Consider the following 23660-nt stretch of genomic DNA (forward strand, 5'->3'; position numbering starts at 1 on the left):
GTTATCCTTGAGCGCTGGAGGAAATTATGCCAATGCTCAAGGATGTAGGAAATTTAAGTAGTGTCGTCGGCGTGTCGCCGATATCAAAATCACCGATCTGGCATCAGTCGGTCGAAAAAATCACAGTTGTACAACTCCACGCTTTTATTAGGCGTATGAAGGACTTAGGTCTTCGTGACGAGGCTGAGACAGCAGTGGAAATTGTATTACGCGAAACCAAAAAGGCGGTCATTAGCAATCAGATCGCACCGCCACCATATCTCGACTTTCAACTAAAGCGAACCATCCAGCTAACAATCGGTGAGTTACGCAGAGGTCTTACTCACGCCGGTCAACCATACGCCTCGGCGATCATGTTCGCGCTAGAGCTTGGCTTAACGTCGAAGCAAGTTGCGTCTTTGACTTGGAAGCAGTTTCAACAGCTAGAAAAAGAGAATACTCTCACTCCGCTGGCGAGAGAAGCTTTCAAAGCGGCAGTGCGTAACATAGCAACGCCATATTTGTATTGGGTAGAAAATGACTCAAAGCCAGTTGGCTTGTTCTCGCTTGACGCAGTTGTCTTTGATAGCTTTGGTTTGGTTTGGGGTGAGCTTGAGGCTGGATACGCCAATCTTATTATGATTGATGGTGAGGCCAATTTACAGTCAATGGATTGTTTTTTACGAAGATGATTGATATACTCCGGTTTCTTTGTTTCGGGCTGTTTAGCCGAGACGGGGTGGATTAAAGAGTGGATAGGCTTATAAGTCCTTGATTTGTATAGCGGAACGACGGCCTGCAAAGCCGTTTAGAGCGGTTCGATTCCGCTCCCCGCCTCCAGAATAAATACGTCGTTTGACGTATGTTCGGCTTTAATGAGTAGCACACTAGTGCTGCTCGTTGAGTAGCGTGCCCGAGTGGTGAAATTGGTAGACACATCGGACTTAAAATCCGCCGCTTCGTTAATAGCGGGCGTGCCGGTTCAATTCCGGCCTCGGGCACCAAGTGTATTCGGTACTTAGTACCATAAAACCCCGCAAACCTAGATAAATCAACGGTCTGCGGGGTTTTTTAATGTTTGGGTAAAACCGCAAATACCCGCATTAAAACACTATTTTCTGTTATTCATTCCCCGAAATTTCCCCACAAATTCCCCGCGTACCTCTATTATTCGTCGATTGATTATATTGTCGGGATAGTACGATGGCGTCATTTACAAAAACTGCTGGTGGTTGGCGAGCGCAAATTGCGATTAAAGGTGTCCGGGACTCTCGTACCTGGTCAACTAAATCACAAGCAACCGCGTGGGCATCGGAGCGCGAAACTGAGCTGCGATCACAAGCGACCACCGGCATCGTGGCAGGTAAGACGTTTGAAGACGCTTGTCGGCGTTATGAGCTGGAGGTATCTAAATCAAAGCGTGGCTATCGCTGGGAGGCTTTGCGACTTGCGGCGATGGTCGATGTCAGATTTGACTCTGAACGCCTCGGAGACGTCTTGTTGATTGATCTGAGTGCGGATGTAGTAGGGCGTTGGCGCGATACGCGTTTGGCCACGATTAGCAAGTCTACGGGCAAACCTGTTAGCGGGTCGACCGTGAATCGTGAAATGAATCTCTTATCCCATGTTTTATCCACTGCGCGCAAAGAGTGGGGTTGGATCGCCAGCAGTCCGACGACGGACGTGCGTCGCCCCAAAGAATCTGCGGCCAGAGATCGTCGTGTGTCAGATGATGAGATTGAGCGTCTTTGTTTGACCTGCGGTTTTGATGAGCAGCTGGTGCAAACTAAAAATCAAGCAGTAGCTGTGGCATTTTTATTTGCCATTGAGACGGCTATGCGCGCCGGTGAGATCTGCGGTCTGCTGGCCAACCACATCGATGGCCAAGTAGCGCACTTGCCCATGACAAAGAACGGTACTAAGCGTGATGTGCCGCTTTCAAAACGCGCTGTGCAACTACTCTCATTTTTGCCGGAGCCAGAAAATCCGCTTGACCCAATTTTTACTTTGGGATCTGACAGCCTCAGTACATTGTTTAGAAAAGCAAGGATGAGATGCTTGATTGATGATTTGACGTTCCATGACAGTCGTCATGAAGCAATTACGCGCCTAGCCAAGAAGCTTAATGTTCTCGACTTAGCGCGGATGGTCGGGCATAGGGATTTGAGGCAATTGCAGGTGTATTACAACGAGTCTGCTGCTGATATGGCAGCAAGACTCGATTAATGTCATGCTCTTCGTTCCTGGTGCTTCTCTGCCCACTTAATTACTTCTGTGGCTTTGTAAAGTGGATGGCCACGCTTCCCAGTTTCTGTCGGCAAGCGGATTGCTGCTGGAAAATCAGGTTTGCATGCAATGCGCTCACGCACTACTGACTCATTTCGTTTGAAAAATTGAGCAATGGTTGCTATGTCCCATAAATCAATATTTAATGGGATTGATGGTTTGATATGTTGAGCAACCGCTGCTGCTAATTTCTCGATTAAATCAGATTCGCTCATGATGTTTTCCTAAATGTTTTTGTCAGGTCCCGATCAACACTAAACCCACGGCAAAGCGCTAATCTGGCAAGCAATGCACGGTCGTGATGACTACTGGATGATTGGCGTAATAGCCCAAAATAACTGTTCGCTTTGGTGTGAAAATCCTGCTCTTTGGCTTGCTGCATTTGTCGAAGTGCTTCGCCCACGGTACGTCTGCGAGTTGTTGTGTGAAATGGCTTGATGACGTGGCCTACGAAGTCAACGCCACGCGCTACAGGTTGCAATATGGTCTTGCTGGTGTTAAGTCGTGCGCCTAGTTTTGCTGGTAGCCATGTGCTTATTTTTTCTAATGCATCGTTCAAAAAATCGGTTGAGTCGTGCAAGATAATGAAGTCATCGACGTAGCGGATATAGTGCTTCGCTTTGATCTGATGTTTGCAGAATTGGTCTAGCGCATCTAAATAAACGTTGGCAAAAAACTGGCTGGATAGGTTGCCGATGGGTAGCCCTAAGTGCGCAGGCTGGTTGGTTAATCGTTTGTGCGCCGGTACGCGTGACATCAGTGCGCGTGCGCCGCGCAAATCGTAGTGTTGGCGTGGATCGTGCCAAAGTATGGTGCTGGCCAACTTGATCCAGAATGGCTCTGTAATGCGTTTGGCAAGTTGGTCTTGCAGCACTTGTTTATCGATACTGACAAAAAAATTAGCCAGATCGCACTTTAAATAGTACGTTGGGCGTGACCAATTTTGTGATGCGCTGCGGATTTTGGCGGCAAGTCTATTGGCTGCATACAGCGTGCCGCGCCCAGGGATACAGGCGCAACTGTCGTGGATGAAAGCGGCGTAAAAACGCGGTGCTACTTTGTTATATAAAAGGTGATGCGCGATACGGTCTCTAAAATCGGCGGCCCATACTTCACGCGCTTTGGGCTTGGTGACGACGAAGCATATTGATTTGCCTGGCGTATAGCTGCCGTCGATCAGATCAGCATAAAGGCTAATTAGATTCCTTTCTAGGTTCTGCTCAAAAGCGAGTGCGGTTGGCGTGTTGCGTTTGTGCTGGCGACAATCGTGGTACGCCTGCACTAGGTCTTCAAAAGAAAATTCAGCATGATTTACATCGGTTTGATCTGCGGACTGCCCGGGCACTGTACTCATTCGACTTGTGATTGTTGTTCTGGTTGCCGTTGTTGAAATTCTGCATCCATGCGTAATCGGCGTTGTCAGCGTTCTGCGTCGGTACGTGCTATTTATGTCATCTTGCCGAAGGCTAAACCGATCAGCAAGAGAACTGCGCCAGACCTGCTGGTACGCCACCAGTGGTGTCTGCGATGCGCTTGGCGGTACGCTCTTGGCGTAGCGGCACGACCAGATAAAATTTCGCACTGTCAAGATGGCCTTAGTCATCATGCTGCTGGCGACGATGCTTTGCGCCATCCATTGGCTTGCTTGCCGATGGCGTCGGTGAGCAGGACTGATGATGCATACTGGCTGATGGAAATAAATTTCATATCCTTGGCTAGTCTGATCAACAGTTCTGCTTCCATTACGCGCTCTAACATTTCATCTAAATGCGCTAATTTGTTGCGTGCTGCATTTGCTTTTGCAACTAATAAAACGATGCGAACGCATGCATCTTGAATTGCCTCACCTATCGATCCTTTGACGGAGCGTGGGAAATTCTTGACCAATAAGCTTGCCGCTTGCAATAACTCGTAAGATGATTTGTAGATCGGTAAATCTGTATGAATGGCCATGCTGAATCTTTAAAAAATTTTAAGCGCTGCGCGCTAAATTATTGAATGATTAAATTACTGATTCTCTGCGGACTGCCCGGGCACTGTACTCAACCGACTTGTGACGGTTGAGCTGGCTGCCGTCGTCGAAATACTGCACCCATGCGTAAACGGCGTTGCCAGCGCCCTGCGTAGAACTCCAGTGCCAAGTAGTATCAAATGCCTCTGTGCCGCCTTCTTTAAATTCGTTTGCGACAGTTTGGGTTGGTGATTGTTCTGTGTATGGATAGCCTGGGGGTACACTGCTCGGATTGTCGCCAGCGCGGAACATATTGTCGGTGTAATTGCTGGGCTTCAGATAGCGGTAACACAGCTCTAATTCATCACGGCTTGGCAGATGCCAATCTTGGAAACCACCGGCATTCATACGTAATATATTTTTCGCTAAATTGCTATGAGCAACGGCCATTGCCAACGTATTTGATCTACCGTCGTTGTAGCTAGATGCGTCACTACCATCTTTGCCATCGCTTGGTTTATTACTCCAAACATCAACAAAACCACCCTCTTTCTTTGGACTAACGATCAGTGCGTATAAATCTCCCTTCAGCATAAAGCGGCCTACGTAATAGCCGCCTTGTAATGGTGTTCCCGGTGTTGTTGGTACTTCGTTGAGTTTTAACATTTCATTCGTCTTTTAATTTTTAGGTATAAAAAACTACTTGGTTGGCTCTGCGTAGACCAAACCTTGGTCTACGCGGTCCCGTACTTCATAAATCACTTTGACCATGCGGCCTTGTGTGACTGATGCGCATTGCTGGTCGTGTATTTGCAGTGCGTTGCGGATGGTGTCGATGTCTGCACCTGCGTAGCGCCATGCGCCTGTGCGTTCGCCGCGTAGGCGGGCGGCGAATGAGGCGTCTAGGGCGCGCTTGAATACATCGATGGCTTCTTCGTTGACGCCTTCTTCGCACATCACTACGCCGATATTTAAGCTGCCTGTGACAATGTTCCAGTCGTACTCTGTGCTGTCGTGGAACAGCATATTGTCGAAGGCGAGCCAGTAGCCAAGGCCAAGATCAGTCAATTGATTTTGGCTCATGGGCTGTTTGTCCGTGAGTGTGCGCAAGCCTCCCATGGGGTCTATCGTGCGTTGGCGATATGGGCTGCACCGTTTTTGTTTTGCTCGTTTGCTCATGACGTTGCCTTGTGGATTGCACGATTAAACCAACGGCGAATCACGTAAGACCGGGTGATCGATATCGCTGTGTAGAACACACCTAAGATCAGGTTTTGTTGAAGCGATATTTGCCAGCCAAAAATAGGGAAAATAAAAAAGTTGGCGAGCATGTTGATGGTGTAGCCGATCAGCACATTGATGATGGCTTCTAGTAGTGATCCCTTCTTGGTCTGACTCATGCTAATTTCCTCAAGTTGATTAGTGGTTCGCAGCAATCCATTTCAGCTTCGCCCGACAATGTCACTTGTACGATGGCATGTTGCTGACCGTTGGTCAGGCAGCGCATGAGCTGGTGAATCGTGCCGGTGACTTCGCCAAAAATGTGGCACCGGAATGCCACTTTGTCGCCCGTTTTTAAATCAATTGGAATCATGGCTTGCCGAGAAGTACCGTGTAGCCTGAGTCTGCCGCTTTGGTGATGTAGTCCTTGAAAGCGTCTTCAATGGCGTTATCTGCGCGGTCTAATTCATACCAAAATTTGACCTTGCCGCCACCTAAGCGGTACTTGAGTCGCGCGCGTAATTTGTAGCCACTACCGTTTTTGAATAGGCGCACGCCGATAGAGAATTCACGCGGTATGTCGATGTTGCCGTTGCCTGCGCGAGCGTCAATATTTTCTGTGTATGCTAGTTGCACTTGTCCGTTATCTAAGCGGCGGCTGCTGCTAAAATTGACATCTGTTTTAGCTTGTAGAGTCAGGGCAATACTGAGCAATGTCTCGCCCGATGGTTCGGCAATATCGGCAATGTTGTCTTCTAAAAAGACAGCGAATGCTTCTTGCTCTTTTGGCTCTTTATTACTGTTAAGCCAAATTAAAAATTCACGTGATTTTTCAGCTTTGAATACAGCACGATGGTCGCGCCAGCCGGTTGATGCACTTTCTCGATAGTCATTAAAAACAGCGGTCAGCGTGCAGGCTTCGGGATCTGCATAGATGTAGCCAAGATGGCTCATATTTTGGTCTTTGACGTACTGAATAAAGCTGTCTATATCCGATAGATGCGCGGTCCCTTTTTTGCGATTTGGCGCTTGTTGTGCGCGCTCAACTACATCAGTAATATCGATATGCTTGTAGCCGTCTGGCACGATCAGATGATCTGTTCCAGCATAAGTTTGTATTGCTACGGAGGCATGCGCTAGCTCTGTAATCCGGTCAATCGTATCTGCGCTGATATGTAATTGATCGGCAGTTGTTCTGGTGAGTATTTCAGTCATTATTTAGCCTCTTTAAATTGAGCTGGTGCGGTTGGTGTGGCGTCGCGCAATTCGAGATTGCCTTGACGCGGATGATTGCGGGACAGATCGCCGTCGTCGGTGAGCCAGTAAATATCCTCGCCCCGCTCTGGCTTGGGCTGCGTGATCGTTATCACGTCGGCGATCGTGATTTTGTCAACGTCTGCGCCGCGCGTAGCAGGTTTGATCTTGAGTTTTAAGCTGATCTCACCGCCTTTGCCGGTTTCTTTTACCTGGGCGACTAGTTCGCCAAAGAGCTTGGTAAATTCGGCATGGACTCTTCCATCCCGAAGGTCTTGCAGCACGACTGCAAATGCTTTGTGTGACATGGTTTTACTCCTGTTGGTTGTTAATCGTTGTCGTTGGCTTGCATTTTTTTAAGATCAAATCGGTCGCGCTGGCGCATGTGGATGCGGGCGCGGTTTTCAATAATTCTTTTTAAAATCGGGTCTTTTAAGGCGGCATCCAACGGCTTGGCAATCGGCAAATTGTTATAAGCGATTTCCAGTGCGGCGCGGTCGGGTTGGATGCGTGCCATGGTTATCGTGCGATGATCGCTTGCAGTGCGGATTGCACAGCGTGCAGGCGTGATTTGCCGAACTTGCGTTCGATTCTGTAAATCTCTGTTGCTATGCTCAATTTGGCGCTGTAGCGGTTCATTTTTGGGCGACTTTCTGCGTTTGTGCTGCGTTGTCTTCGGCAGCTATGCGTTTGTCGTCGGCGACGACGTAGCCCGCCATAAATGCGGCAAATAACGCTAATAAGACGATCCAAGGGAATTCGAATAAATTGTTTTTCATGCGAGTACTCCAAAAAAAAGTCGAGTCTGGCGGTGCCAGACGAATGATTAAATTACTCAATGATTAAGATTCTGCGGACTGCCCGGGCACTGTACTCATTCGACTTGCGATAGTGGCTCTGGTAGCCGTTGCCGAAACCCTGCACCCATGCGCAACCGGCGTTGACAGCGAGCTGCGTTGATGTCCAGTACCAGTCATCTAAGTCAAACAGGCCTGGCAGGTTGATGTACATCAAGCGTGCTTCGTGGCGGGCGGGTAGATAGAAGTCGGATAGACCATCTATGCATAATTTGCTTGCCCATTGCGCGGCGGGGTGATTGATCGCGGATGCGCAGAGGTAGAGGGTGTTGGCGATGCCATCGACGTCACTGCATGCGCCGTGTTGTTTGTCGTAGCCATCTGCCCAGGCGATATCAGAGACGATGGCGAGTGGGTCAACGGCGGTGATGAGGTGGTAGTCAGGCAAGCCTTTTTCACCGCGCATGATGCCGGTGTAGACGCCGCCGTGACCATGCCAGTATTTGCCGATGCGGGGAAGGTCGCCAAATGGTTTGATCGTGGCTGGTTTTTGTAGTGATGGTGGACCGTTGCCGATGAGGCCCCTTGGGATTCTTTCTAGTTGGGGTTGGGTTGTTGATATCAGTAAAGCTGCTGCTTTGGGTTGGATGGTTTGCATGTTGGCTCCGTCGGTTAGTGACAAAGCCAATATTAGGTGTACCTAAATTCAAAGTCAAGAAATAAATTAGGAACACCTTAAATTAGGTCGATTGTGAAAAATTTATTTTAGATTTACCTTAGACTTAGACGAAAAAAAGCACCTAAGGTGCTTTTTAACATCACTGTATTCTTGGTCAGGCTTGTGTTAGCTTTTCTAAAAGTAGGCTTGCAAACGGCACATCGGGCCTTGGTAGACAAACCATGTGAGATTTTGACCCGACGTGGAATGTAATGCCGTCTTCGATTGTGAAAAAGCTGGTTAGTTTTGAGTAGGGAATCTCGAAGCTCTTTATTTCACCAGCAAACACAACTCTTCCGCTGGTCAGGGCAAATTCGCCTTTTGAGACGCCGACATATCCTTTTACTGCTTTGGCTTTAGTACCCGCTTTTCCTACGGTTACGCCTTTGGCTATATTGACTCTCACTGAGGTGGTACCAGCTTCATAACCGGTCACTTGCTCTTCCATCAAAATCGCGCCTCGGCTTGAGAGGTGAGCTGTTTCGCCAGATCGCAATATCACGGACTTGACACTGACAACTGGAAGTTCGCCATTCTTGATTTTAAATAGCTGTTGATCCCGCTTCATTTGAATATCTTGAATCATCAGCGCTTCTTGTTGTTTTTCTAGCTTTATTTTTTTAGCAAGAGGAATAAAGCACCAGATCCCGAGCGCGCCAAATACGATTACTTCAGTAATGCCAAGAAATAATTGACCATCCAAAATCACTTTTAAGCTGAATAGTGTCAATACTCCGAAAATACCAGTACCAGCTTTTCTTAAAAAATCCATTTTCCATTCCTCTTTAGTTGAATATCAAAACCTATTGTTTACAGCCTTTGCGCTCCCACTTATCCTTTGCTTTTCCTTCTTCTATAGTCTGCCATTGCATATTTTCTGGCGTGTCTGGACCACCGCAAGCGAGTGCAATTACGTGGTCTTTGACATAGTCTGCCATTGCATATTTTCTGGCGTGTCTGGACCACCGCAAGCGAGTGCAATTACGTGGTCTTTGACATAGCCTGGGCATGCACCCTTTTTTTTGCCTGTTGATGGGCATGGGTGCGAGTGTTGGAACTGTTGTTTAGTTTTGGCGCTGCGAGCAAGCTTGGCGTCGGCGCTTGTCGTTACGACTACGCAAAGCAGAAATACCGCGCAAAGTTGATGAGTAAGGTGGCTCAATGTAATCTGCCGCTATTTTTAGTGGAGGGCGTGATTTGTAATTCGGATAAAACATACAAAAATATACACTACATTTACAAATTAGTTACATATGTGAACTGTTTTAATAAACTTTTTACATCAAAAGGAATCTGCAATGAAGACGACGCATCAAGAGCTTATTAAATTATTTGATGGAATGGATGAACCGGCGCAAATTTGGTTGCTGGCGAAAGCAGCTTTGTTGGTGCAGAAATTTCCTACTGGGACTTGTTCTTGTGACGTGGTGACGCTGCATTGACGACGTCGATTGCTGCGGTATCAGATTCTTGGATAAAGTCGTCAACCTCTTTTATTTGCTCGATAAGCTGGGAGGATGGCATTGGTTGAGCAATGGAATCTACGATCTGCGCGGCTAAGTGGCGCTGGTATTCGGTCATATTCTGCATGACCTGAACTACATGGATGGTCTCAACATCCAATGCGTGATAAGGGTTGATTGTTTTTAATTCACGACCAGTGACTAGCCATTCTGCGGACACGCCTAAAATTTGGCAGATGCGGATCATCTTTTCCGCATCTAGCTTTTTGATATCTCCCGCTTCCCAATCTGTCACGGTTGCAGCGGACACGCCCACGCGTTTCGCAAAATCAGATTTTTTGATTTGCGCATTTGTTCTCGCGATAGTAAGTCTTTGATTCCAGCTCATTAGCTTTTCCTAAGTTTCCGTAATCGTAGATCAAAACAATTAAGGTGTGCCTAAACTTTCTCTTGCGTTTAAAATTAGGAACACCTAAAATTCAGCAATGGAAAATCTACTCGACTCTAAGATCATTGATAAGCTAGGCGGTACATCTGCTGTAGCTAAGATATTTGATATCTCTCCGCCCTCAGTTTCTGACTGGAAAAAAACGGGCATCCCAAAAGCTCGCCGGATGTACTTAGAGCTGAAATATCCAGACCTCTTTTCAACAACTCAGCCGAGCGACAACTGCAGTCTATCGCCGGTTGTCCAGTAAAAAAACCACAACAAACGGGGGAAGTAGTGAATCTACGTCAAGCATATTTAAGAATGATCAAGGCGTTTCCTGGCGGCTGGGATGCGATGTGCGGTGCGCTGGGTATGTCGCGTGATTCGCTGGAAAATCGTATTTATGAGCGTAAGGGACAAGATGTTGGGGTGCAGACTGCCATGCTGATGCAGTCTTTTACTGAGACTACTTTCTTCGCAGATGCGGTTTGTGCTTTGAGCGGAGGGACGTTTTCTAAGCTGCCATCGGTCGAGCACATTAGCAATGAAGAGATTGGTGTCAAGTTTCATGAGCTGTACGAAGAACTAGGCATGTTGTCGCAGGAATACCGCGAGGACACAAAGAACGGCTCCATTAATCCGCGAGAGAAAGAGCGCTTTAATGCCTTGGTCGACAAGATTCATAAAACGATGGACGAATTACGTGCGTTGACCTTCAGAGTCTACTGCCATGAGACGAAGCGTAAAACGATGGCTGAGGGTGAGCAGGTATGAGCCGCCACACCGGGCCGCGTGCAGGGTCTGCTGCATGCAAGGTGATTTGCCGCTTGGTTGATTTGGGCGGTACCGCAAAAATATCAGTGTTGATGGAAGTCGTCGGTGCTGAGTATTCTCGCGTCATCACGTTCAAAGAAAAGATCGCTAATGTACTCGATGGCTTTAGTTTTGCGGAGCTGCATGGGGATAGCCTGACTGCCACGCTCAAGGGCAAAGAGTACGCGGCTGACATCGATGGCACGTATTTGCCATTACCGCAAAAGTATGTGGGCCAGATCGCGCCACCACGCTTGCCAAGCCCTCAGAAGCCATTGGACTTGGCAAGGCTGTTTACGCCAACGTTGGTGCGCGATGGTGCGTTTGATCATCAGCAGATACCGTCGCTGATGGGTGGTACTCGCAAGCTGCCTAGTGGCAAGGTGGTGTCATGACATCGTTTTGTTATACGGCGTCACGTGGTCGGCCTAAGTCTAAATTGGTGTTGCCGCATGATGATATTAAGTACCGGATTTTGACTAAATTGTTTCTGTGTCGTGGGTATCGCGCCTATGGCATTTCTCTTTTAAATACCTTCCCTGATTGTTTGCGTGACTTGATGCATGTGCATAACGTGTGCGTGGTCTTATTCCGTTTTGGCTTGCTTGAGAAGCAGCGGGGCATGTACTCGTTGACGGATGCGGCGGTGGCGTTCTTGCGGTCGGGTAGCGGGGTGTTTGTGCGTTCTGTTGGGGGTGTTTGATGGATTGGTTCCGGTTGTATGGCGAGTTTGCTGCTGACGCTAAAGTGCAGAGTATGAGCGAGTCAATGCAACGGCGTTTAATCATGTTGTTTTGCCTCCGTTGCAGTAACGCTCTGGTAACGTTACATGATGATGAGATCGCATTTGCATTGCGAATAAGTGACGACGACCTTGCGCAAACGAAAGTGCTGTTTATGCGTAAAGGCTTTGTTAACGAGGATTGGGAAATACTCAATTGGGACAGGCGTCAATTTAAGTCAGACTCAAGCGCAGAGCGGGTTCGCAGGAGTCGGGCGAAGGAAAAAGAGGGCAAAAAACAAGATGAAACATCATGTAACGTTACAGTAACGCCCCAGAACAGAACAGAACAGAACAGAACAGAACAGAACAGAGCAGAGCAGAAACCCCGTGTAACCCCGGAGCCTTCGGAAAAAAAAGAGGTAACGGCATCGGATGAGCCAAAGGCACGCGGGGTAAGCGCTGCGGATTTGAGCATTGCTTTCAGGAAAAACGGAGTGAAGTCGCAGCCAGCAGACCCTCGCTTGATCAAGCTGGCAGAGCAGGCCATCACGCCAGAGATTATCGATTCTGCTTGCGCAACTGCCAAGCAATCGAAGCCTTCTGAGACGATCAATGCGGGTTATGTCATCGCCATTATCGAGCGATGGGCAGGGGAATCAGCGGGCATCAATGCCACGGGCGCAACGGTGCCGCAAGCACGTGCCTCGCCTTCGGGAGCGCAGAAATTTAATGCCACCGCGTACGTCAATCAAAACCGAAAATAGCTATGACAGCCGAGATTAAAAACAGGATCAGCACTGCGCCAGTGTCGCCTTGGTTTGAGGTGCATCCGGCACTGGGAATTACACCGATCGATCATCTTTACAACCGCTTAGATGGGGCTTATCCGAAGCGTTGGCGTGAACTTTTTCCGGATGCGCAATCGCTGCAAAATTGGCGTGAGAGTTGGGTTGAAGCGTTGGAGGATGAGCGGATCACGATGGATGAGGTGAAGTTTGGCATCAAGGAATGCCGCCGCGTTTGCATTCATCCACCGTCGATCACGGAGTTTTTAAAAGCCTGCAGGCGGTCGCTTGACCCTTTGTCTGCGTACCACGAGGCGATAGCCGGGCTGGCAGCGCGTGAGCGTGGCGAGGTGGGTTCGTGGAGCAGTTTGGCGTTGTACTGGGCTGCGGTGTCGATGTCGTATGACTTGAAAATGCTGACGCATGGACAGATCAAATCACGCTGGGAATCGGTGCTGGCTTATCAGTCGGCGCTTGGTGTTTGGGAGCCAATACCGGACATTGCTTTGCGTGTTGAGTATGTTCCGGCTGTGGCGTCGCCAGAGGTTGTGCAGGCGGCACGTGAAGTCCAGAACAGTTTCACAAAAGAGCCTGGCTTTGATCATTTGCGCTGGGCTAAACGCATCATTGAGCGGTGGAAAGCGGGCGACCAGACAGTGCCATTGGTATCGCTTGAGAGTGCGCAGGTTGTGATGGGCTACAAGGCGCGACCAGACATGAATCAAGCGCTACGCAGCAGCAATGAGTCTTTGCATTGATCAATTTATTTTGGAGTTTAAGAATGCTTGAGAGCCCATGCGCAGCAACAAGTTTTGAAAACAGAATGGCAAATTGGGCTAGTACCGTTCGTACGAAGCATGGTGCGGGCGGTGGATGCTGCTGTGATTGGGCGGCATCCTACGTGGCTTGCAGAAATAAGCGTGAGGAGGCTTTGGCTGTGGCTTTGCAGATCACTGAGCCAAGTTCGGAGCTTTATCACGCTCACGTGGATGAGCTTGATGGCTGGCTGGTGGAATTTGCCTGGCGCACGTTAATTCATTTTGACCAAAAGCAGATATTGCGGTTTAAGTACGTTTTTGGATATCCGAACCATTTTATTAAATCAAAGTTGCATATAAACGACAGTTCTATACGCATTGTGCTTGGCAGAGCGATAAATAATTTGACTTTGGTGCTTGATAGTTTGGAAGTTCCTGCTAGAATTCGGCATTACAACTTGCACGCACGGTGTGTTCCGCGCCTAGAGGCATTAGCCGTCCCTTTGGGGACGGTTGCGCCTCTAGGAAGCGAAATAACCTGAATAAAGCCCTGAATGACTGAATCAGTCTTCGGGGCTTTTTGCATTGCTTTTTTGGTTTTGTCTCCTTGTGTGCTATTGCACTTTGCCCCGGTCGTGTAATGCGACTGGGGCTTTTTTATGGGCGCTTTATGGCTATCAAGATTGACGTTAAAAGCAATATCGATAGCGTATTAAGAGACATGCAGCGGGTAGAAGCCGACGTGCGTCAGAAAGCGACTGTGCGTGCTTTGAACAAAGTCATCGCGCAAGTGAAGACAGACGTATCACGCCAGATACGTGACGCTGGCTATAACCTGAAGGTGTCTGACATCAAGAAGGGGCTGGCAACGTTCAACGCAACCAGTGGCAACCTTACTGCTAGGTGTGTTGCATCTGGCAGGCCGATACCGCTGATCAGGTACAGCGCACGTGAAACTTCTAAAGGTGTATCAGTAAGCGTGCTCAATGGGCGTAAGGTAATCAGTGGTGCGTTCATCGCCACGATGCCGAGCGGGCATAAGGGCGTGTACACGCGCACAGGCAACGCACACAAGAAGATCGTAAAGAATGGCCGCACCACATGGAGCGGCCTGCCGATCAAAGAACTGTTCGGACCAAGCATACCGGATGGCATGGCAAACAAGGCAGTGCAGGACTCATTGCAACGCTTGGTCGATGACAAGTTCCCATCGATCCTAGCGCAGCAGATCAAGTACCTAATGCGCTAAGCATCGCCGCCAAGAATTTCCAAGGTACTTTCCAGAGACAACACAGAGCGGGTGCGAAGACCCCGAGTTTCGTCTAGTTAGCTGAATTGCTAGGGGGCTATAAATGAGCGTTACTCAACAACAGATCGCACACCATCTAGACATATCTCAAGTCGAAGTCAGTAAATTCCTAAACCAGTCTGGCATCGATTGGAAACAAACAACGCTTGATGTCATCCGCGTCGAATACATCCGCAAGTTACGCGCACAAGCATCAGGCCATCGCAGTGAGGATGGCCTTGATCTTGTACGTGAGCGCGTTCTCAGTGAGCGGGTTGACCGCGAGTTAAAGCAGTTCACCCTGGCTGAAAAAAAGGCCAGCTCATCAACGTCGCGCAGCTCGAACCAGAACTGATGCAAATGGTTGGCGCGTTTAAATCTGAATTGATGGGGCGAGACGACAGACTCAAGGCCGCGCTTGATGCTCTTTACGGAGTCGATGTCGATATCCAAATCCTAAATGAGTTCACTAATGCAGCCTTCAAACATCTTGCTCGATACGATGCTAGCAGTAGTGCAGCTCGTAACACGGCTGACGACGGCGCTAGTTCCGGCGGAAATAGTCAGCCTGTATATCTGGTCGAAAACGCACCGCCGGTTATCGGCTAAAGCCTCAGCGCTACCAGGCGCGTACGACCCAGATTTAACACCATGGATCAAGGGCATTCACGACGCGATTGATGATCCAACTGTACGCAAGATCGTCGCCATGAAGTCCGCGCAGGTTGCCTGGACTGATGGCGCAATCCTAAATTTCATTGGCAAGATCATCGACATCTGTCCGGTGCCGATCATTATCATGTTCGCCAAGGCGCAAGCCGCCAAAGAGTTTAATGATGAAAAGCTCATACCGATGGCAGAAGTGACACCACGTGTCGCAGCCAAGTTACAGATTCACAAACGCAAAGACCGCGACAATCGCTGGGATTTTAAAAGTTTTCCGGGTGGCTTCATCAAGCTCGTCGGCTCCAACAGCCCCAGCTCTGTGAAGTCAACACCGGCGCCCATCGTCATCGTGGAAGAGCCGGACGATTGCAATGACAATGTGCGTGATCAGGGCGACACGATCACGCTGCTAGAAGAGCGCGTCAAGACCTTCGCCCGTAGCAAAGTAATCTTTGGCGGCACGCCAACGGTCAAGGGAATTTCACGCATTGACGCTGCATACCAAGCCAGTGACAAGCGCGTATTCATGGTGCCATGCCACCACTGTGGTGAGTCGCACGTGCTTATGTGGGAAAACGTCAAGTACACCGAAGAGCCAGAATTTAATCATGAAGTCTTCGGCAAGGTCAGGCCAGATTCAGCACGCTATGCCTGTCCGCATTGCACCTGCTTATGGACGGATGTAGAAAAAAATCGCAACGTCAAGAAGGCGGTCTGGATCGCCACCGCCCCGTTTTACGGCGTCGCTGGCTTCTACATTAACGAACTGTATTCGCCGTTCCCCGGAAGCGTTCTACAAAAGTTGTTAGAGAAATTTCTTACGGCGCAGCATCTGCTCAATCAGGGTGACGACACCAAGATGCGTGCGTTCCGTAACAGCAGCGAAGGCCTGCCATACGAGTACAAAAGCGATCTACCCACCTCCGACAAATTGTCAGAACGCGCAGAAGAGTACGACGAAAGAACGATCCCATGGGGCGGCATGGTGCTCACCGCAGGCGTCGATGTACAACACAACCGGCTTGCAGTGGTCATACGTGCATGGGGTAGGGGGAGTGAATCTTGGTTAGTCTACTGGGGTGAAATCCACGGGCAAACTTTGATCTCCAATTCTGGGGCATGGGACGATCTTGACACTTTATTGACCAGCGAATTTACGCATGCCAGCGGCAACAGCATGACGATTCGCGCCGTATCCGTTGATTCATCTGACGGTGTAGCAACTGATGCTGTCTATGACTACGTGCGTGATCGTAAGGCCAAAAATTACATGGCGATCAAAGGCGCGTCTGAACAAGGCAAAGTATCACGAGAGATTTTTGCCCGACCCAGTTCAGCAATTGATTATGACAAAAAACACAAGCCGCATCCATCAGGTGTGCGTCCTTATATCGTTGGTACCCAGAGGGCAAAAGATTTAATCATCACTGGCCGCCTAGCACTAACAGGCAACGGACCCGGACGCATGCATTGGTACAAATCCGTGCGCCCCGATTACTGGGATCAGATCACCTCAGAAATCAAAGCGCCGCATAAGACGATTAAGAATCACAAGACGTGGCAGAAAAAATCGGGCGTCAGAAATGAAGCACTGGATTGCGAAGTCTATGCACTCCATGCGGCAATGTCGATCAAGCTGCATCTATTAAAACCTGCTCACTGGGATGCGATTGAAAAGCAATTACGCCAGCGTCAGATTTTTTCAGAGCATGCGCCGCAAGAACAACCGCTAGTGCATACGTCTGCACAAGACGATGCACCCGATATTGATCAAGACAGTAATGACGATGCAGGACAGCAGGCCAGTCCGGCACCGATCAGGACTATAACCAAACCAATCGAACCAAAGCCAGTGCTAAAAGCGCAGCCAAAACAACGGCCACGCCGCAGTACGTCCGGCTATTCCGCGAAGAACTGGTAACCCATGAACATAATTAAAACGCTCACCGCTGGTGATACAGCGCAGTGGAACGATGACGCGTGGTTCGATACCCAATCTCGCATCCGCATGTCCAGTGCAGATTGGACTTTGAAGTACGAACTGCGCGGCGCGGTACCGCTCACGCTAACAGCAGGTGCCAATGGCGATGGCTGGACAACATCCATCACACTGGCACAAAGCCAAACGTTGGTCGCAGGCACCTACGTCTGGGGCGCCTATCTGTCACAGCAAGGTCAGCGCAAGACCATCGGCGGCGGCACGTTGCAAGTGATGGCGGATCTCACCGGCATCACCGCAGCGATGGATAGCAGAACCGTCGCAGTCAAAGCCTTGGCAGATTGCGAGGCCGCGCTAGCCAGCTTCACCAGCTCCGGCGGCAAGATCAAAAGCTACACCATCGGTACCCGCCAGACAGAGTTTCACAGTCTCACCGAGCTGATGGCATTGCGCGATTTTTGGCAGCGTCGTGTCAATGCAGAAAACGCGAAGCAATCCATCGTCAACGGCCACGGCAACCCGCGCCGCCTTCTAGTGAGATTCTAATGAATCAAAAATTTTACAACGAAGCCAGAGTAAGTCAGCCTGGCAGCGTCATCCTGCGTGACTGGAACGCGCAACGCTCAGCACAAAAGGCGCTACTGTCCAAGGCCACCACCGCCAAGCGCATGTATGCCGGTGCCGCCATGAGTCGCCTTGATTCTGACTGGAGCGCACTCAACACCTCGGCTGACAGCGAGATCATCACCAGCCTGCGCCCGTTACGCGCTCGCTCGCGCGAGCTGCTGCGTGATAACGAATACGCCAAAGCCGCCGTGCGCATTATTAAAAATAATGTGATCGGCACGGGCATCGGACTGCAAGCGCAAGTCAAAAGCGCCAGTGGCAAGCTCATGGCGCGCTTCAATGATCAGATCGAGGCAGAGTATGAAGAGTGGACTGACAAAGATACCTGCGACCCCGCTGGCAAATTGTGCTTCGCTGATATGGAGCGTCTCGCCATTGGGTCGTTAGTTGAAAACGGCGAAGTCATCATCCACAAAATCCGCCGCCCGTTCGGTAGGGGCAAGATTCCCTATGCATTGGAGCTGATCGAGTCAGATCGCATCGCCGATCAATGGAGCGTGGTACGTGCCGACAATGGCAACACCATTCGCATGGGGATTGAGCAAGACAAATGGGGGCGACCAGTTGCCTATTGGCTTTACCCGAATCACCCTGGCGATTACCAGTTTAGTGCCTTCGTTGAAAGCGCTTTGCTACGCATACCCGCTGAAGACATTATCCATCTATATATCCCAGAGCGTATCGGCCAGACACGCGGTGTGCCTTGGTTCCACGCCACCTTAAAACGCCTGCGCAATATGCAAGGCTACGAAGAGGCAGAGATCGTCGCAGCACGCGCCTCCGCCTCTATCGTCGGCATTATCGAATCGGGCGATGGCTTGGTACCGGATGCAGATGATTTTGTGGATGGCGACAGCAGACCGCAACCCACGCTCACGATGGAGCCCGGCACATTTCAGCAACTTGCACCAGGTGAGAAATTTACCGGCTTTAATCCAAGTCGCCCTAATTCGGCGATGGACCCGTTCATGCGCTTTATGTTGCGGGCATTTGCCACTGGCATTGGCGTGTCGTATGCCAGCGTATCCAGTGATTACTCGCAGACCAATTACAGCAGTTCACGCTTGGCGCTCCTAGATGACCGTGATCTCTGGCGGGTATTGCAGGGCTGGTTTATTCGTAACTTCCGGCGTGAGGTGCATCGGGATTTTGTCAGTGCAGCAGTGCTGGCAGGTGCATTAAGTTTTCCGGACTACTACACCAATACCAAAAAGTATCTAGCGGTGCGCTTTAAACCGCGTGGTTGGTCTTGGATTGATCCGACAAAAGAAGTGCTGGCTTACAAGGCCGCCGTGCGCGCCGGATTTATGACGGTCTCCGATGTCATCAGCCTCACCTCAGAACATGCCGATGCCGAGGATGTATTCAAAGAACGCCGCCGAGAGCTAGACATGATGGCCGAAAGCGATCTCGTCTTTGATACCGACCCAGCACAGACCGACAATAAGGGCGCTGTGCAAGGCGCAGAAACCGACGTGCCATTAGATGCCGAAGGCAACAAGCAAGGTCAGGACAGTCCGTCGGATAGCGCTGCCGGTGAAGACGATACAGACAAAGGAAGCAACAGCGACAGCAAATCCACCGACGACTAATCCCAGTTTTACCAACCCCAAAAAAGCCCACCCGGTTCGCCGCGTGGGCTTTTTGCATTGGAGCCGCAATGTCCGACAAGAAAAAACTTGAACTCGGCGTCAACAAGTTAGGACCAAGAAAACGCTTTATCAGCCTTGGCTCTGGGTCAGCCGACACCGCCGATGTGCAAGTCGGTGTGGTTGACCCAGACACCCGGCAAGTCACGTTCTCTTTTTCTAGCGAGACGCCAGTCACCTGCGACATGGGTGACGAAATCCTCAGTCACTCCCCCGGCGCACCCGATCTGCAACGCATCGACGGCAACGGCAATTTGCTCTTTAACCACGACATGAATGACCTCTTGGGCGTCATCGAAAAAGCGTGGTTAGGCACAGATCGCCGCTGCTATTGCACTGCCAGATTCAGCACCGATGAGCGCGGTGATTGGGCGATGCAGCGCGTGATCGAGGGCGTTTTAAAAAACGTCTCTTTCAAATACCGCGTCTACGAAATTGATCTCTACCAAGGCCAGACCAGCTACGTCGTCACGTCATGGGAAGCGCTCGAAGTATCGCTAGTCACCGTGCCTGGCGACCCCTCAGTAGGCATCAACCGCTCAGCAACAGATGAAGAAATGGACGTGGTTGTCACCCACTCCAGCAACACCAGCAACACCGACACCCCGAGCAGCACAACTTCCATCACCACCACGGCATCCGCCGACAACACAGAAGGATCTGAAATGAAATTCAAGAAAAAACACGTCATGCAGGATGCCGCCGAAGCAGCAACCTCTGCAAGCGTCAATTCAGCACCAGCAGCACCAGCCGCAGCGCCAGCGGTCGTAATCAATCCCGCGCTCGTCGAGTCCGCACGGGTGACCGAGATTGATGCGATGTGCCGCGCACATCAAATCAGCGATGACGTACGCAATCACCTCATCAACTTAAAAGCACCGATCGAATCCGCACGCGGCATCGTCTTAAATCAAGTCCTGGCGCGCAGCAATGGCCAAGCTTCATTAACGGGCGGCTCTAACCCAGACCTGACCGAAAGTGAAAAAGCTAAATACAGTCTGATGCGCGCTATCAATGCCTGCGTCAATGAGCGTATGGGTGAGAACAACGCTTGGAAAACGGCAGGTTTTGAGCGTGAAGTCTCACAAGAAATCGGCAAGCGCTCTGGCAAACAATCAGCAGGCCTCTTCATGCCAACCAATCTCACGTTCTATTCAAAAGAACGTGCGGCGGATTACAGCTTCGGTACTGGCAGTGGCCTCAGTGCTACCTCTGGCGGCGCAAGTATTGTTGCAACCAACCTGTTATCAGGTAGCTTCATCGACATGCTGCGCAATAAAGCCCGCGTGTTTGGATTAGGTGCGCAAATGTTGTCCGGCTTGGTCGGTAACGTAGACATCCCACGTCAAAAAGCAGCCGGGCAAGTGTACTGGGTTGGTGAGGGGCAAACACTCTCACAAACCGGCGCACAGTTTGACAAGGTGAGTTTGTCCCCAAAACATCTTGGTGCACTCTCCGTCATCACCCGCAACATGCTGCAACAAACATCACCCTACATCGAGCAATTGGTGCGTGCCGACATGATTCAAACGATGGCGCTGGGGATTGATGCTGCATCGTTGTATGGCACTGGCACCAGCTTCCAACCGCTGGGTATTGCCAACCAATCGGGCATCGGCTCTGTCATTGGTGGTACCAACGGTGGCGCATTAACAATCGATAACCTGATTGATCTTGAAACTCAGGTCACCATGTCGAATGCGGACGATGGTTCCCTCGCTTATTTGACCAACGCCAAAGCAGTCGGCGCACTCAAGAAAGTCAAATCCACAACAAACCAATACTTGTGGACGAACAGCCCAATGGGTCAACGTTCTGGTACACCGGGCGAGATCAACGGCTATACAGTCGCCCGTACTAATCAAGCCCGTGGCAATTTGACCAAAGGCACTGGCACCAATTTATCCGAAGTCTACTTCGGTGACTGGTCACAGTTGTTGATCGGTGAATGGGGCGTCGTAGAGATTCTCCCTAACCCATACGCTGCTGGCATTTACGAAGCAGGCGGTATTGAACTGCGCGTCTTGCAAACCATCGACGTCGCCGTACGCCACGCCCAATCCTTTGCCGTGATGAGCGACGCCATCGCCTAAGCGCGAGCATCAAACGATCAATAGCACGACTCAATGGCTTGAATCAAAGCGAATCAAGCCATTTCTAAGCCAAATACAACCCTCAAAATTCTGGAGCAAACAGCATGAAGACATACAAAATCCGCGAAGGCTTTTCTTTCGTCATGGACGACAACACGGTCAAAATCGGCGGTGATTTGATCGACGTAGAAGACGACGTGGCAGCCAATCACTCGCACAAGTTAGAGCTGGTAGACAGTCCAACAGCGGACAAACCTGCCGCCACTAAAGATCAAGCCGATCCTGCCAAAACCGCATAGCCATGTTTGACGAAAACAGAGCTGCGCTACTGCAGGATCACGGCGTGCCGTGTCTTTGCGGCGCGGTGAGTTTTATGGGCATCAAAGATACGCCGGATGAGGATCTGCAAGGACCCGTCATCGGTGCGCAATCCAACATGCCCACATTGCTGGTAGACAGCGCTGTGATCATCGCTGCCTCCATCAAGGCTGGAGTCGCAATACAAGTGGATGGCGTGGCGTATATCGCACGCAATCCGGTTCTCTTGGACGATGGCGCTTTCTCCAATATCCCATTATCAAAGGGCTGATATGTCCAGCATTCCAGAGCAAGTCATGGTCGTAATGTTAGGCGCGCTCACTGGCAATACGGCGGCTGGGGGCAACGTATTCAGGTCTCGCGCTACTGCGATTGCGCATGGTGAGGTGCCGTGTATTGCGATCATGTGTACGGACGAAGAGAGCAGTGTTTTCAATAGCAGCGTTGATGAAAACACGCTGGTCGTCACGGTAGAAGTCCATACCCGTGGTGACCCTTTCGACACCTTGGCTGACCCCATCTTGATCGATATTCACCGCCTATTGCTCGGCAATGCTGGCTTACGTTCTCTGGTCGATGACTTGCGAAAGAAGTCCAAATCATGGGAAGAGCATGAGGCAGAGCAGACCGCAGGCTTTGTCACCACGCGATACCAAATGCGCTACCTGCAACCGGCTAACGATCTGACTACTACGATTTAAAACGCACCAACAATAGATCCACAAACCACCGCCGCTGGCGGTTTTTTTTTCGTCCACCAATCCCGCATCCCAACCGATGCGGGATTTTTTTTAGGAAAATTTATGGCACGCCATTTTGGTTCCGGTGTTATGTGGGCTACGCCCCTCCAAGACGCCAACGGCAATTCAATTGCCGTCCCCACGCCGTTTCAGTTCGGCATTCTGCAAGACGTTTCCATCGATGCCAGCTTTGACGAGAAGCTGTTGTACGGTACGGGTTCTTTCCCCGTTGATTCAGGGCGCGGCAAGGGCAAGATTGGTCTCAAAGCCAAGTTTGCCAACATCAATATCTTGCCATTCACTGCCGCCTTTTTTGGTCAGTCTGTCACCTCTGGCTTAATCACATCGGTCAATGACACAACGGGTGTCGTGGCTGCCGCCTCGGTCGTTATCACCCCACCAAACAGCAATACCTTCTTTGCTAACTTGGGCGTTCGTTACGACGGCGTAGGCACGCCGCTGATCCGGGTAGCGTCTGCGCCTGCGTCCGGCCAGTACACCACGACGGGCAACGGCACGTATGTCTTTGCCTCTGCCGATTTTGGCAAAACGGTCTTCATCGATTACCAGCACATGGCGGCGGCATCAGGCCAGTTGCTCAATGTTGCCAACTTGCCGATGGGTCTCAATCCTACGTTTAAAGTGGACTTTTCCATGCAGCGTAACGGCAAAGTGTTGACGTTCAGTTGGCCTAAAGTCGTCTCTAACAAGCTGGCTATGTCCAGCAAACAAGAAGACTTCATTATTCCAGAACTGGATATGTCGGCTCTGGCAGATGACAGCGGTTCTGTGTGGCGTTGGAGTTCAACAGAATGAGTGGCGCTGTTAAGGTGCCTGGCACAACCATTAATTTATGTGGACGTCCCTTCGTACTGGCTGCGCTCAATGTCGCTGCTGTTAAAACTTACCGCGAAGAAGTTAAAGCGGTGTTTTTGGGCGGCATTCCAGACATTGAGTTGGTTGCCAAGATGGCGCATGCCAGCCTGTCGCGTAACTACGACATCACGCTAGAAGAGGTCGAAGAGTTGATCGATTATGGTAATTACTTCGATGTCTGGGAAATCCTGCTCAATCTCTCTGGCCTCGCAGTCTCAGCGGGAAAGATGGCGGCGCGGTTGAAGGAACAGATGGCGGCTGCTGGCTTACAGAGCTAGTCTGCCA

35 protein-coding genes and 2 tRNA genes are annotated in these 23660 nt (G+C 50.3%); 22 read left to right on the top strand and 15 right to left on the bottom strand.

What is annotated here, in order from left to right; translation table 11 throughout:
* The first annotated feature begins 26 nt into the window (after positions 1–26).
* From RGU72_RS05165 to RGU72_RS05180, 4 genes are all read left to right on the top strand, one after another.
* A complete protein-coding gene (locus RGU72_RS05165) occupies positions 27–671 on the top strand; it encodes a hypothetical protein (RefSeq protein ID WP_322118710.1) in 645 nt (214 codons plus the stop codon).
* A gap of 41 nt (positions 672–712) precedes the next feature.
* Positions 713–819 (top strand) — tRNA-Cys (locus RGU72_RS05170).
* A gap of 71 nt (positions 820–890) precedes the next feature.
* Positions 891–983, top strand: a tRNA-Leu gene (locus tag RGU72_RS05175).
* A gap of 199 nt (positions 984–1182) precedes the next feature.
* Positions 1183–2205 carry a site-specific integrase gene (locus RGU72_RS05180; protein WP_322118711.1) on the top strand — a complete coding sequence of 341 codons (1023 nt, stop codon included), beginning with the start codon at positions 1183–1185 and terminating at the stop codon, positions 2203–2205.
* Between the two features lie 2 nt (positions 2206–2207).
* Here the strand turns inward: RGU72_RS05180 and RGU72_RS05185 are convergent, their stop codons facing one another.
* The 15 genes from RGU72_RS05185 to RGU72_RS05255 form a co-directional block, all read right to left on the bottom strand.
* Positions 2208–2480 (bottom strand): hypothetical protein, encoded by a 273-nt coding sequence (locus RGU72_RS05185; protein WP_322118712.1) that lies wholly within the window; start codon positions 2478–2480, stop codon positions 2208–2210.
* Positions 2477–3898: an RNA-directed DNA polymerase gene (locus RGU72_RS05190; RefSeq protein WP_322118713.1), complete on the bottom strand. Its 1422-nt coding sequence runs from the start codon at positions 3896–3898 to the stop codon at positions 2477–2479. The genes RGU72_RS05185 and RGU72_RS05190 overlap by 4 nt, the downstream gene beginning before the upstream one ends.
* Positions 3868–4218 carry a four helix bundle protein gene (locus RGU72_RS05195; RefSeq protein WP_322118714.1) on the bottom strand — a complete coding sequence of 117 codons (351 nt, stop codon included), beginning with the start codon at positions 4216–4218 and terminating at the stop codon, positions 3868–3870. The genes RGU72_RS05190 and RGU72_RS05195 overlap by 31 nt, the downstream gene beginning before the upstream one ends.
* A 49-nt stretch (positions 4219–4267) precedes the next feature.
* Positions 4268–4882: a DUF1566 domain-containing protein gene (locus RGU72_RS05200; RefSeq protein WP_322118715.1), complete on the bottom strand. Its 615-nt coding sequence runs from the start codon at positions 4880–4882 to the stop codon at positions 4268–4270.
* A 33-nt stretch (positions 4883–4915) separates the two neighbouring features.
* Positions 4916–5395 (bottom strand): hypothetical protein, encoded by a 480-nt coding sequence (locus RGU72_RS05205; protein ID WP_322118716.1) that lies wholly within the window; start codon positions 5393–5395, stop codon positions 4916–4918.
* Positions 5392–5616, bottom strand: a complete 225-nt coding sequence (locus RGU72_RS05210; protein WP_322118717.1) for a hypothetical protein — start codon at positions 5614–5616, stop codon at positions 5392–5394. Before RGU72_RS05210 ends, RGU72_RS05205 begins: the two co-directional genes overlap by 4 nt.
* On the bottom strand, positions 5613–5810 hold the full coding sequence (locus RGU72_RS05215) for a hypothetical protein (protein WP_322118718.1): 198 nt from the start codon (positions 5808–5810) through the stop codon (positions 5613–5615). The genes RGU72_RS05210 and RGU72_RS05215 overlap by 4 nt, the downstream gene beginning before the upstream one ends.
* Positions 5807–6652 (bottom strand): DUF2303 family protein, encoded by an 846-nt coding sequence (locus tag RGU72_RS05220; RefSeq protein WP_322118719.1) that lies wholly within the window; start codon positions 6650–6652, stop codon positions 5807–5809. The genes RGU72_RS05215 and RGU72_RS05220 overlap by 4 nt, the downstream gene beginning before the upstream one ends.
* Positions 6652–6999, bottom strand: a complete 348-nt coding sequence (locus tag RGU72_RS05225; RefSeq protein WP_322118720.1) for a hypothetical protein — start codon at positions 6997–6999, stop codon at positions 6652–6654. The genes RGU72_RS05220 and RGU72_RS05225 overlap by 1 nt, the downstream gene beginning before the upstream one ends.
* 20 nt (positions 7000–7019) lie before the next feature.
* Entirely contained in the window at positions 7020–7208 is a 189-nt protein-coding gene (locus RGU72_RS05230; protein ID WP_322118721.1) for a hypothetical protein, read from the bottom strand.
* A gap of 118 nt (positions 7209–7326) precedes the next feature.
* A complete protein-coding gene (locus tag RGU72_RS05235) occupies positions 7327–7470 on the bottom strand; it encodes a hypothetical protein (protein ID WP_322118722.1) in 144 nt (47 codons plus the stop codon).
* A 52-nt stretch (positions 7471–7522) separates the two neighbouring features.
* A complete protein-coding gene (locus tag RGU72_RS05240; RefSeq protein WP_322118723.1) occupies positions 7523–8146 on the bottom strand; it encodes a hypothetical protein in 624 nt (207 codons plus the stop codon).
* Positions 8147–8321: 175 nt separating this feature from the next.
* On the bottom strand, positions 8322–8978 hold the full coding sequence (locus RGU72_RS05245; protein ID WP_322118724.1) for a hypothetical protein: 657 nt from the start codon (positions 8976–8978) through the stop codon (positions 8322–8324).
* 31 nt (positions 8979–9009) lie between these two features.
* Entirely contained in the window at positions 9010–9144 is a 135-nt protein-coding gene (locus RGU72_RS05250; RefSeq protein ID WP_322118725.1) for a hypothetical protein, read from the bottom strand.
* Between the two features lie 463 nt (positions 9145–9607).
* Entirely contained in the window at positions 9608–10057 is a 450-nt protein-coding gene (locus RGU72_RS05255; RefSeq protein ID WP_322118726.1) for a helix-turn-helix transcriptional regulator, read from the bottom strand.
* A gap of 97 nt (positions 10058–10154) precedes the next feature.
* Between RGU72_RS05255 and RGU72_RS05260 the strand changes: the two genes are divergently transcribed.
* From RGU72_RS05260 to RGU72_RS05345, 18 genes are all read left to right on the top strand, one after another.
* Positions 10155–10367, top strand: a complete 213-nt coding sequence (locus RGU72_RS05260; RefSeq protein ID WP_322118727.1) for a Cro/CI family transcriptional regulator — start codon at positions 10155–10157, stop codon at positions 10365–10367.
* 26 nt (positions 10368–10393) lie between these two features.
* Complete coding sequence (locus RGU72_RS05265; protein ID WP_322118728.1) at positions 10394–10873, top strand: YmfL family putative regulatory protein; 480 nt, start codon at positions 10394–10396, stop codon at positions 10871–10873.
* Complete coding sequence (locus RGU72_RS05270) at positions 10870–11307, top strand: hypothetical protein (RefSeq protein ID WP_322118729.1); 438 nt, start codon at positions 10870–10872, stop codon at positions 11305–11307. The genes RGU72_RS05265 and RGU72_RS05270 overlap by 4 nt, the downstream gene beginning before the upstream one ends.
* On the top strand, positions 11304–11615 hold the full coding sequence (locus RGU72_RS05275) for a hypothetical protein (RefSeq protein WP_322118730.1): 312 nt from the start codon (positions 11304–11306) through the stop codon (positions 11613–11615). Before RGU72_RS05270 ends, RGU72_RS05275 begins: the two co-directional genes overlap by 4 nt.
* Positions 11615–12400, top strand: coding sequence for a hypothetical protein (locus tag RGU72_RS05280; protein WP_322118731.1), 786 nt, complete (start codon positions 11615–11617; stop codon positions 12398–12400). Before RGU72_RS05275 ends, RGU72_RS05280 begins: the two co-directional genes overlap by 1 nt.
* A gap of 2 nt (positions 12401–12402) precedes the next feature.
* Positions 12403–13179, top strand: a complete 777-nt coding sequence (locus RGU72_RS05285; RefSeq protein WP_322118732.1) for a hypothetical protein — start codon at positions 12403–12405, stop codon at positions 13177–13179.
* A 23-nt stretch (positions 13180–13202) separates the two neighbouring features.
* Complete coding sequence (locus RGU72_RS05290) at positions 13203–13721, top strand: hypothetical protein (protein WP_322118733.1); 519 nt, start codon at positions 13203–13205, stop codon at positions 13719–13721.
* A 128-nt stretch (positions 13722–13849) separates the two neighbouring features.
* The gene (locus RGU72_RS05295) at positions 13850–14428 is read left to right on the top strand and encodes a phage tail protein (protein ID WP_322118734.1); all 579 of its coding nucleotides are present in this window, start codon (positions 13850–13852) and stop codon (positions 14426–14428) included.
* Positions 14429–14531: 103 nt separating this feature from the next.
* On the top strand, positions 14532–14822 hold the full coding sequence (locus RGU72_RS05300) for a hypothetical protein (protein ID WP_322118735.1): 291 nt from the start codon (positions 14532–14534) through the stop codon (positions 14820–14822).
* A 117-nt stretch (positions 14823–14939) separates the two neighbouring features.
* The gene (locus RGU72_RS05305; RefSeq protein ID WP_322118736.1) at positions 14940–17054 is read left to right on the top strand and encodes a phage terminase large subunit family protein; all 2115 of its coding nucleotides are present in this window, start codon (positions 14940–14942) and stop codon (positions 17052–17054) included.
* A gap of 3 nt (positions 17055–17057) precedes the next feature.
* Positions 17058–17618: a hypothetical protein gene (locus RGU72_RS05310; protein WP_322118737.1), complete on the top strand. Its 561-nt coding sequence runs from the start codon at positions 17058–17060 to the stop codon at positions 17616–17618.
* Positions 17618–19291 carry a phage portal protein gene (locus RGU72_RS05315; RefSeq protein ID WP_322118738.1) on the top strand — a complete coding sequence of 558 codons (1674 nt, stop codon included), beginning with the start codon at positions 17618–17620 and terminating at the stop codon, positions 19289–19291. Before RGU72_RS05310 ends, RGU72_RS05315 begins: the two co-directional genes overlap by 1 nt.
* Before the next feature lie 68 nt (positions 19292–19359).
* Positions 19360–21441: a phage major capsid protein gene (locus RGU72_RS05320; RefSeq protein WP_322118739.1), complete on the top strand. Its 2082-nt coding sequence runs from the start codon at positions 19360–19362 to the stop codon at positions 21439–21441.
* Between the two features lie 104 nt (positions 21442–21545).
* A complete protein-coding gene (locus tag RGU72_RS05325) occupies positions 21546–21740 on the top strand; it encodes a hypothetical protein (RefSeq protein ID WP_322118740.1) in 195 nt (64 codons plus the stop codon).
* A gap of 2 nt (positions 21741–21742) precedes the next feature.
* A complete protein-coding gene (locus RGU72_RS05330) occupies positions 21743–22030 on the top strand; it encodes a hypothetical protein (RefSeq protein WP_322118741.1) in 288 nt (95 codons plus the stop codon).
* Between the two features lies 1 nt (position 22031).
* On the top strand, positions 22032–22460 hold the full coding sequence (locus RGU72_RS05335) for a hypothetical protein (RefSeq protein ID WP_322118742.1): 429 nt from the start codon (positions 22032–22034) through the stop codon (positions 22458–22460).
* A gap of 102 nt (positions 22461–22562) precedes the next feature.
* On the top strand, positions 22563–23315 hold the full coding sequence (locus RGU72_RS05340; protein WP_322118743.1) for a hypothetical protein: 753 nt from the start codon (positions 22563–22565) through the stop codon (positions 23313–23315).
* Entirely contained in the window at positions 23312–23653 is a 342-nt protein-coding gene (locus tag RGU72_RS05345; RefSeq protein WP_322118744.1) for a hypothetical protein, read from the top strand. Before RGU72_RS05340 ends, RGU72_RS05345 begins: the two co-directional genes overlap by 4 nt.
* Positions 23654–23660 lie beyond the last annotated feature (7 nt).

Source organism: Undibacterium sp. 5I1, from assembly GCF_034314085.1.
GTDB lineage: Bacteria > Pseudomonadota > Gammaproteobacteria > Burkholderiales > Burkholderiaceae_D > Undibacterium.

Excerpts from the sequence above, each read along its gene's own strand:
- RGU72_RS05165 (WP_322118710.1), top strand. The coding sequence starts at position 27 with ATGCCAATGCTCAAGGATGTAGGAAATTTAAGTAGTGTCGTCGGCGTG.
- RGU72_RS05180 (WP_322118711.1), top strand. The coding sequence starts at position 1,183 with ATGGCGTCATTTACAAAAACTGCTGGTGGTTGGCGAGCGCAAATTGCG.
- RGU72_RS05185 (WP_322118712.1), bottom strand. The coding sequence starts at position 2,480 with ATGAGCGAATCTGATTTAATCGAGAAATTAGCAGCAGCGGTTGCTCAA.
- RGU72_RS05190 (WP_322118713.1), bottom strand. The coding sequence starts at position 3,898 with ATGGCGCAAAGCATCGTCGCCAGCAGCATGATGACTAAGGCCATCTTG.
- RGU72_RS05195 (WP_322118714.1), bottom strand. The coding sequence starts at position 4,218 with ATGGCCATTCATACAGATTTACCGATCTACAAATCATCTTACGAGTTA.
- RGU72_RS05200 (WP_322118715.1), bottom strand. The coding sequence starts at position 4,882 with ATGTTAAAACTCAACGAAGTACCAACAACACCGGGAACACCATTACAA.
- RGU72_RS05205 (WP_322118716.1), bottom strand. The coding sequence starts at position 5,395 with ATGAGCAAACGAGCAAAACAAAAACGGTGCAGCCCATATCGCCAACGC.
- RGU72_RS05210 (WP_322118717.1), bottom strand. The coding sequence starts at position 5,616 with ATGAGTCAGACCAAGAAGGGATCACTACTAGAAGCCATCATCAATGTG.
- RGU72_RS05215 (WP_322118718.1), bottom strand. The coding sequence starts at position 5,810 with ATGATTCCAATTGATTTAAAAACGGGCGACAAAGTGGCATTCCGGTGC.
- RGU72_RS05220 (WP_322118719.1), bottom strand. The coding sequence starts at position 6,652 with ATGACTGAAATACTCACCAGAACAACTGCCGATCAATTACATATCAGC.
- RGU72_RS05225 (WP_322118720.1), bottom strand. The coding sequence starts at position 6,999 with ATGTCACACAAAGCATTTGCAGTCGTGCTGCAAGACCTTCGGGATGGA.
- RGU72_RS05230 (WP_322118721.1), bottom strand. The coding sequence starts at position 7,208 with ATGGCACGCATCCAACCCGACCGCGCCGCACTGGAAATCGCTTATAAC.
- RGU72_RS05235 (WP_322118722.1), bottom strand. The coding sequence starts at position 7,470 with ATGAAAAACAATTTATTCGAATTCCCTTGGATCGTCTTATTAGCGTTA.
- RGU72_RS05240 (WP_322118723.1), bottom strand. The coding sequence starts at position 8,146 with ATGCAAACCATCCAACCCAAAGCAGCAGCTTTACTGATATCAACAACC.
- RGU72_RS05245 (WP_322118724.1), bottom strand. The coding sequence starts at position 8,978 with ATGGATTTTTTAAGAAAAGCTGGTACTGGTATTTTCGGAGTATTGACA.
- RGU72_RS05250 (WP_322118725.1), bottom strand. The coding sequence starts at position 9,144 with ATGGCAGACTATGTCAAAGACCACGTAATTGCACTCGCTTGCGGTGGT.
- RGU72_RS05255 (WP_322118726.1), bottom strand. The coding sequence starts at position 10,057 with ATGAGCTGGAATCAAAGACTTACTATCGCGAGAACAAATGCGCAAATC.
- RGU72_RS05260 (WP_322118727.1), top strand. The coding sequence starts at position 10,155 with ATGGAAAATCTACTCGACTCTAAGATCATTGATAAGCTAGGCGGTACA.
- RGU72_RS05270 (WP_322118729.1), top strand. The coding sequence starts at position 10,870 with ATGAGCCGCCACACCGGGCCGCGTGCAGGGTCTGCTGCATGCAAGGTG.
- RGU72_RS05275 (WP_322118730.1), top strand. The coding sequence starts at position 11,304 with ATGACATCGTTTTGTTATACGGCGTCACGTGGTCGGCCTAAGTCTAAA.
- RGU72_RS05280 (WP_322118731.1), top strand. The coding sequence starts at position 11,615 with ATGGATTGGTTCCGGTTGTATGGCGAGTTTGCTGCTGACGCTAAAGTG.
- RGU72_RS05285 (WP_322118732.1), top strand. The coding sequence starts at position 12,403 with ATGACAGCCGAGATTAAAAACAGGATCAGCACTGCGCCAGTGTCGCCT.
- RGU72_RS05290 (WP_322118733.1), top strand. The coding sequence starts at position 13,203 with ATGCTTGAGAGCCCATGCGCAGCAACAAGTTTTGAAAACAGAATGGCA.
- RGU72_RS05295 (WP_322118734.1), top strand. The coding sequence starts at position 13,850 with ATGGCTATCAAGATTGACGTTAAAAGCAATATCGATAGCGTATTAAGA.
- RGU72_RS05300 (WP_322118735.1), top strand. The coding sequence starts at position 14,532 with ATGAGCGTTACTCAACAACAGATCGCACACCATCTAGACATATCTCAA.
- RGU72_RS05305 (WP_322118736.1), top strand. The coding sequence starts at position 14,940 with ATGCAGCCTTCAAACATCTTGCTCGATACGATGCTAGCAGTAGTGCAG.
- RGU72_RS05310 (WP_322118737.1), top strand. The coding sequence starts at position 17,058 with ATGAACATAATTAAAACGCTCACCGCTGGTGATACAGCGCAGTGGAAC.
- RGU72_RS05315 (WP_322118738.1), top strand. The coding sequence starts at position 17,618 with ATGAATCAAAAATTTTACAACGAAGCCAGAGTAAGTCAGCCTGGCAGC.
- RGU72_RS05320 (WP_322118739.1), top strand. The coding sequence starts at position 19,360 with ATGTCCGACAAGAAAAAACTTGAACTCGGCGTCAACAAGTTAGGACCA.
- RGU72_RS05325 (WP_322118740.1), top strand. The coding sequence starts at position 21,546 with ATGAAGACATACAAAATCCGCGAAGGCTTTTCTTTCGTCATGGACGAC.
- RGU72_RS05330 (WP_322118741.1), top strand. The coding sequence starts at position 21,743 with ATGTTTGACGAAAACAGAGCTGCGCTACTGCAGGATCACGGCGTGCCG.
- RGU72_RS05335 (WP_322118742.1), top strand. The coding sequence starts at position 22,032 with ATGTCCAGCATTCCAGAGCAAGTCATGGTCGTAATGTTAGGCGCGCTC.
- RGU72_RS05340 (WP_322118743.1), top strand. The coding sequence starts at position 22,563 with ATGGCACGCCATTTTGGTTCCGGTGTTATGTGGGCTACGCCCCTCCAA.
- RGU72_RS05345 (WP_322118744.1), top strand. The coding sequence starts at position 23,312 with ATGAGTGGCGCTGTTAAGGTGCCTGGCACAACCATTAATTTATGTGGA.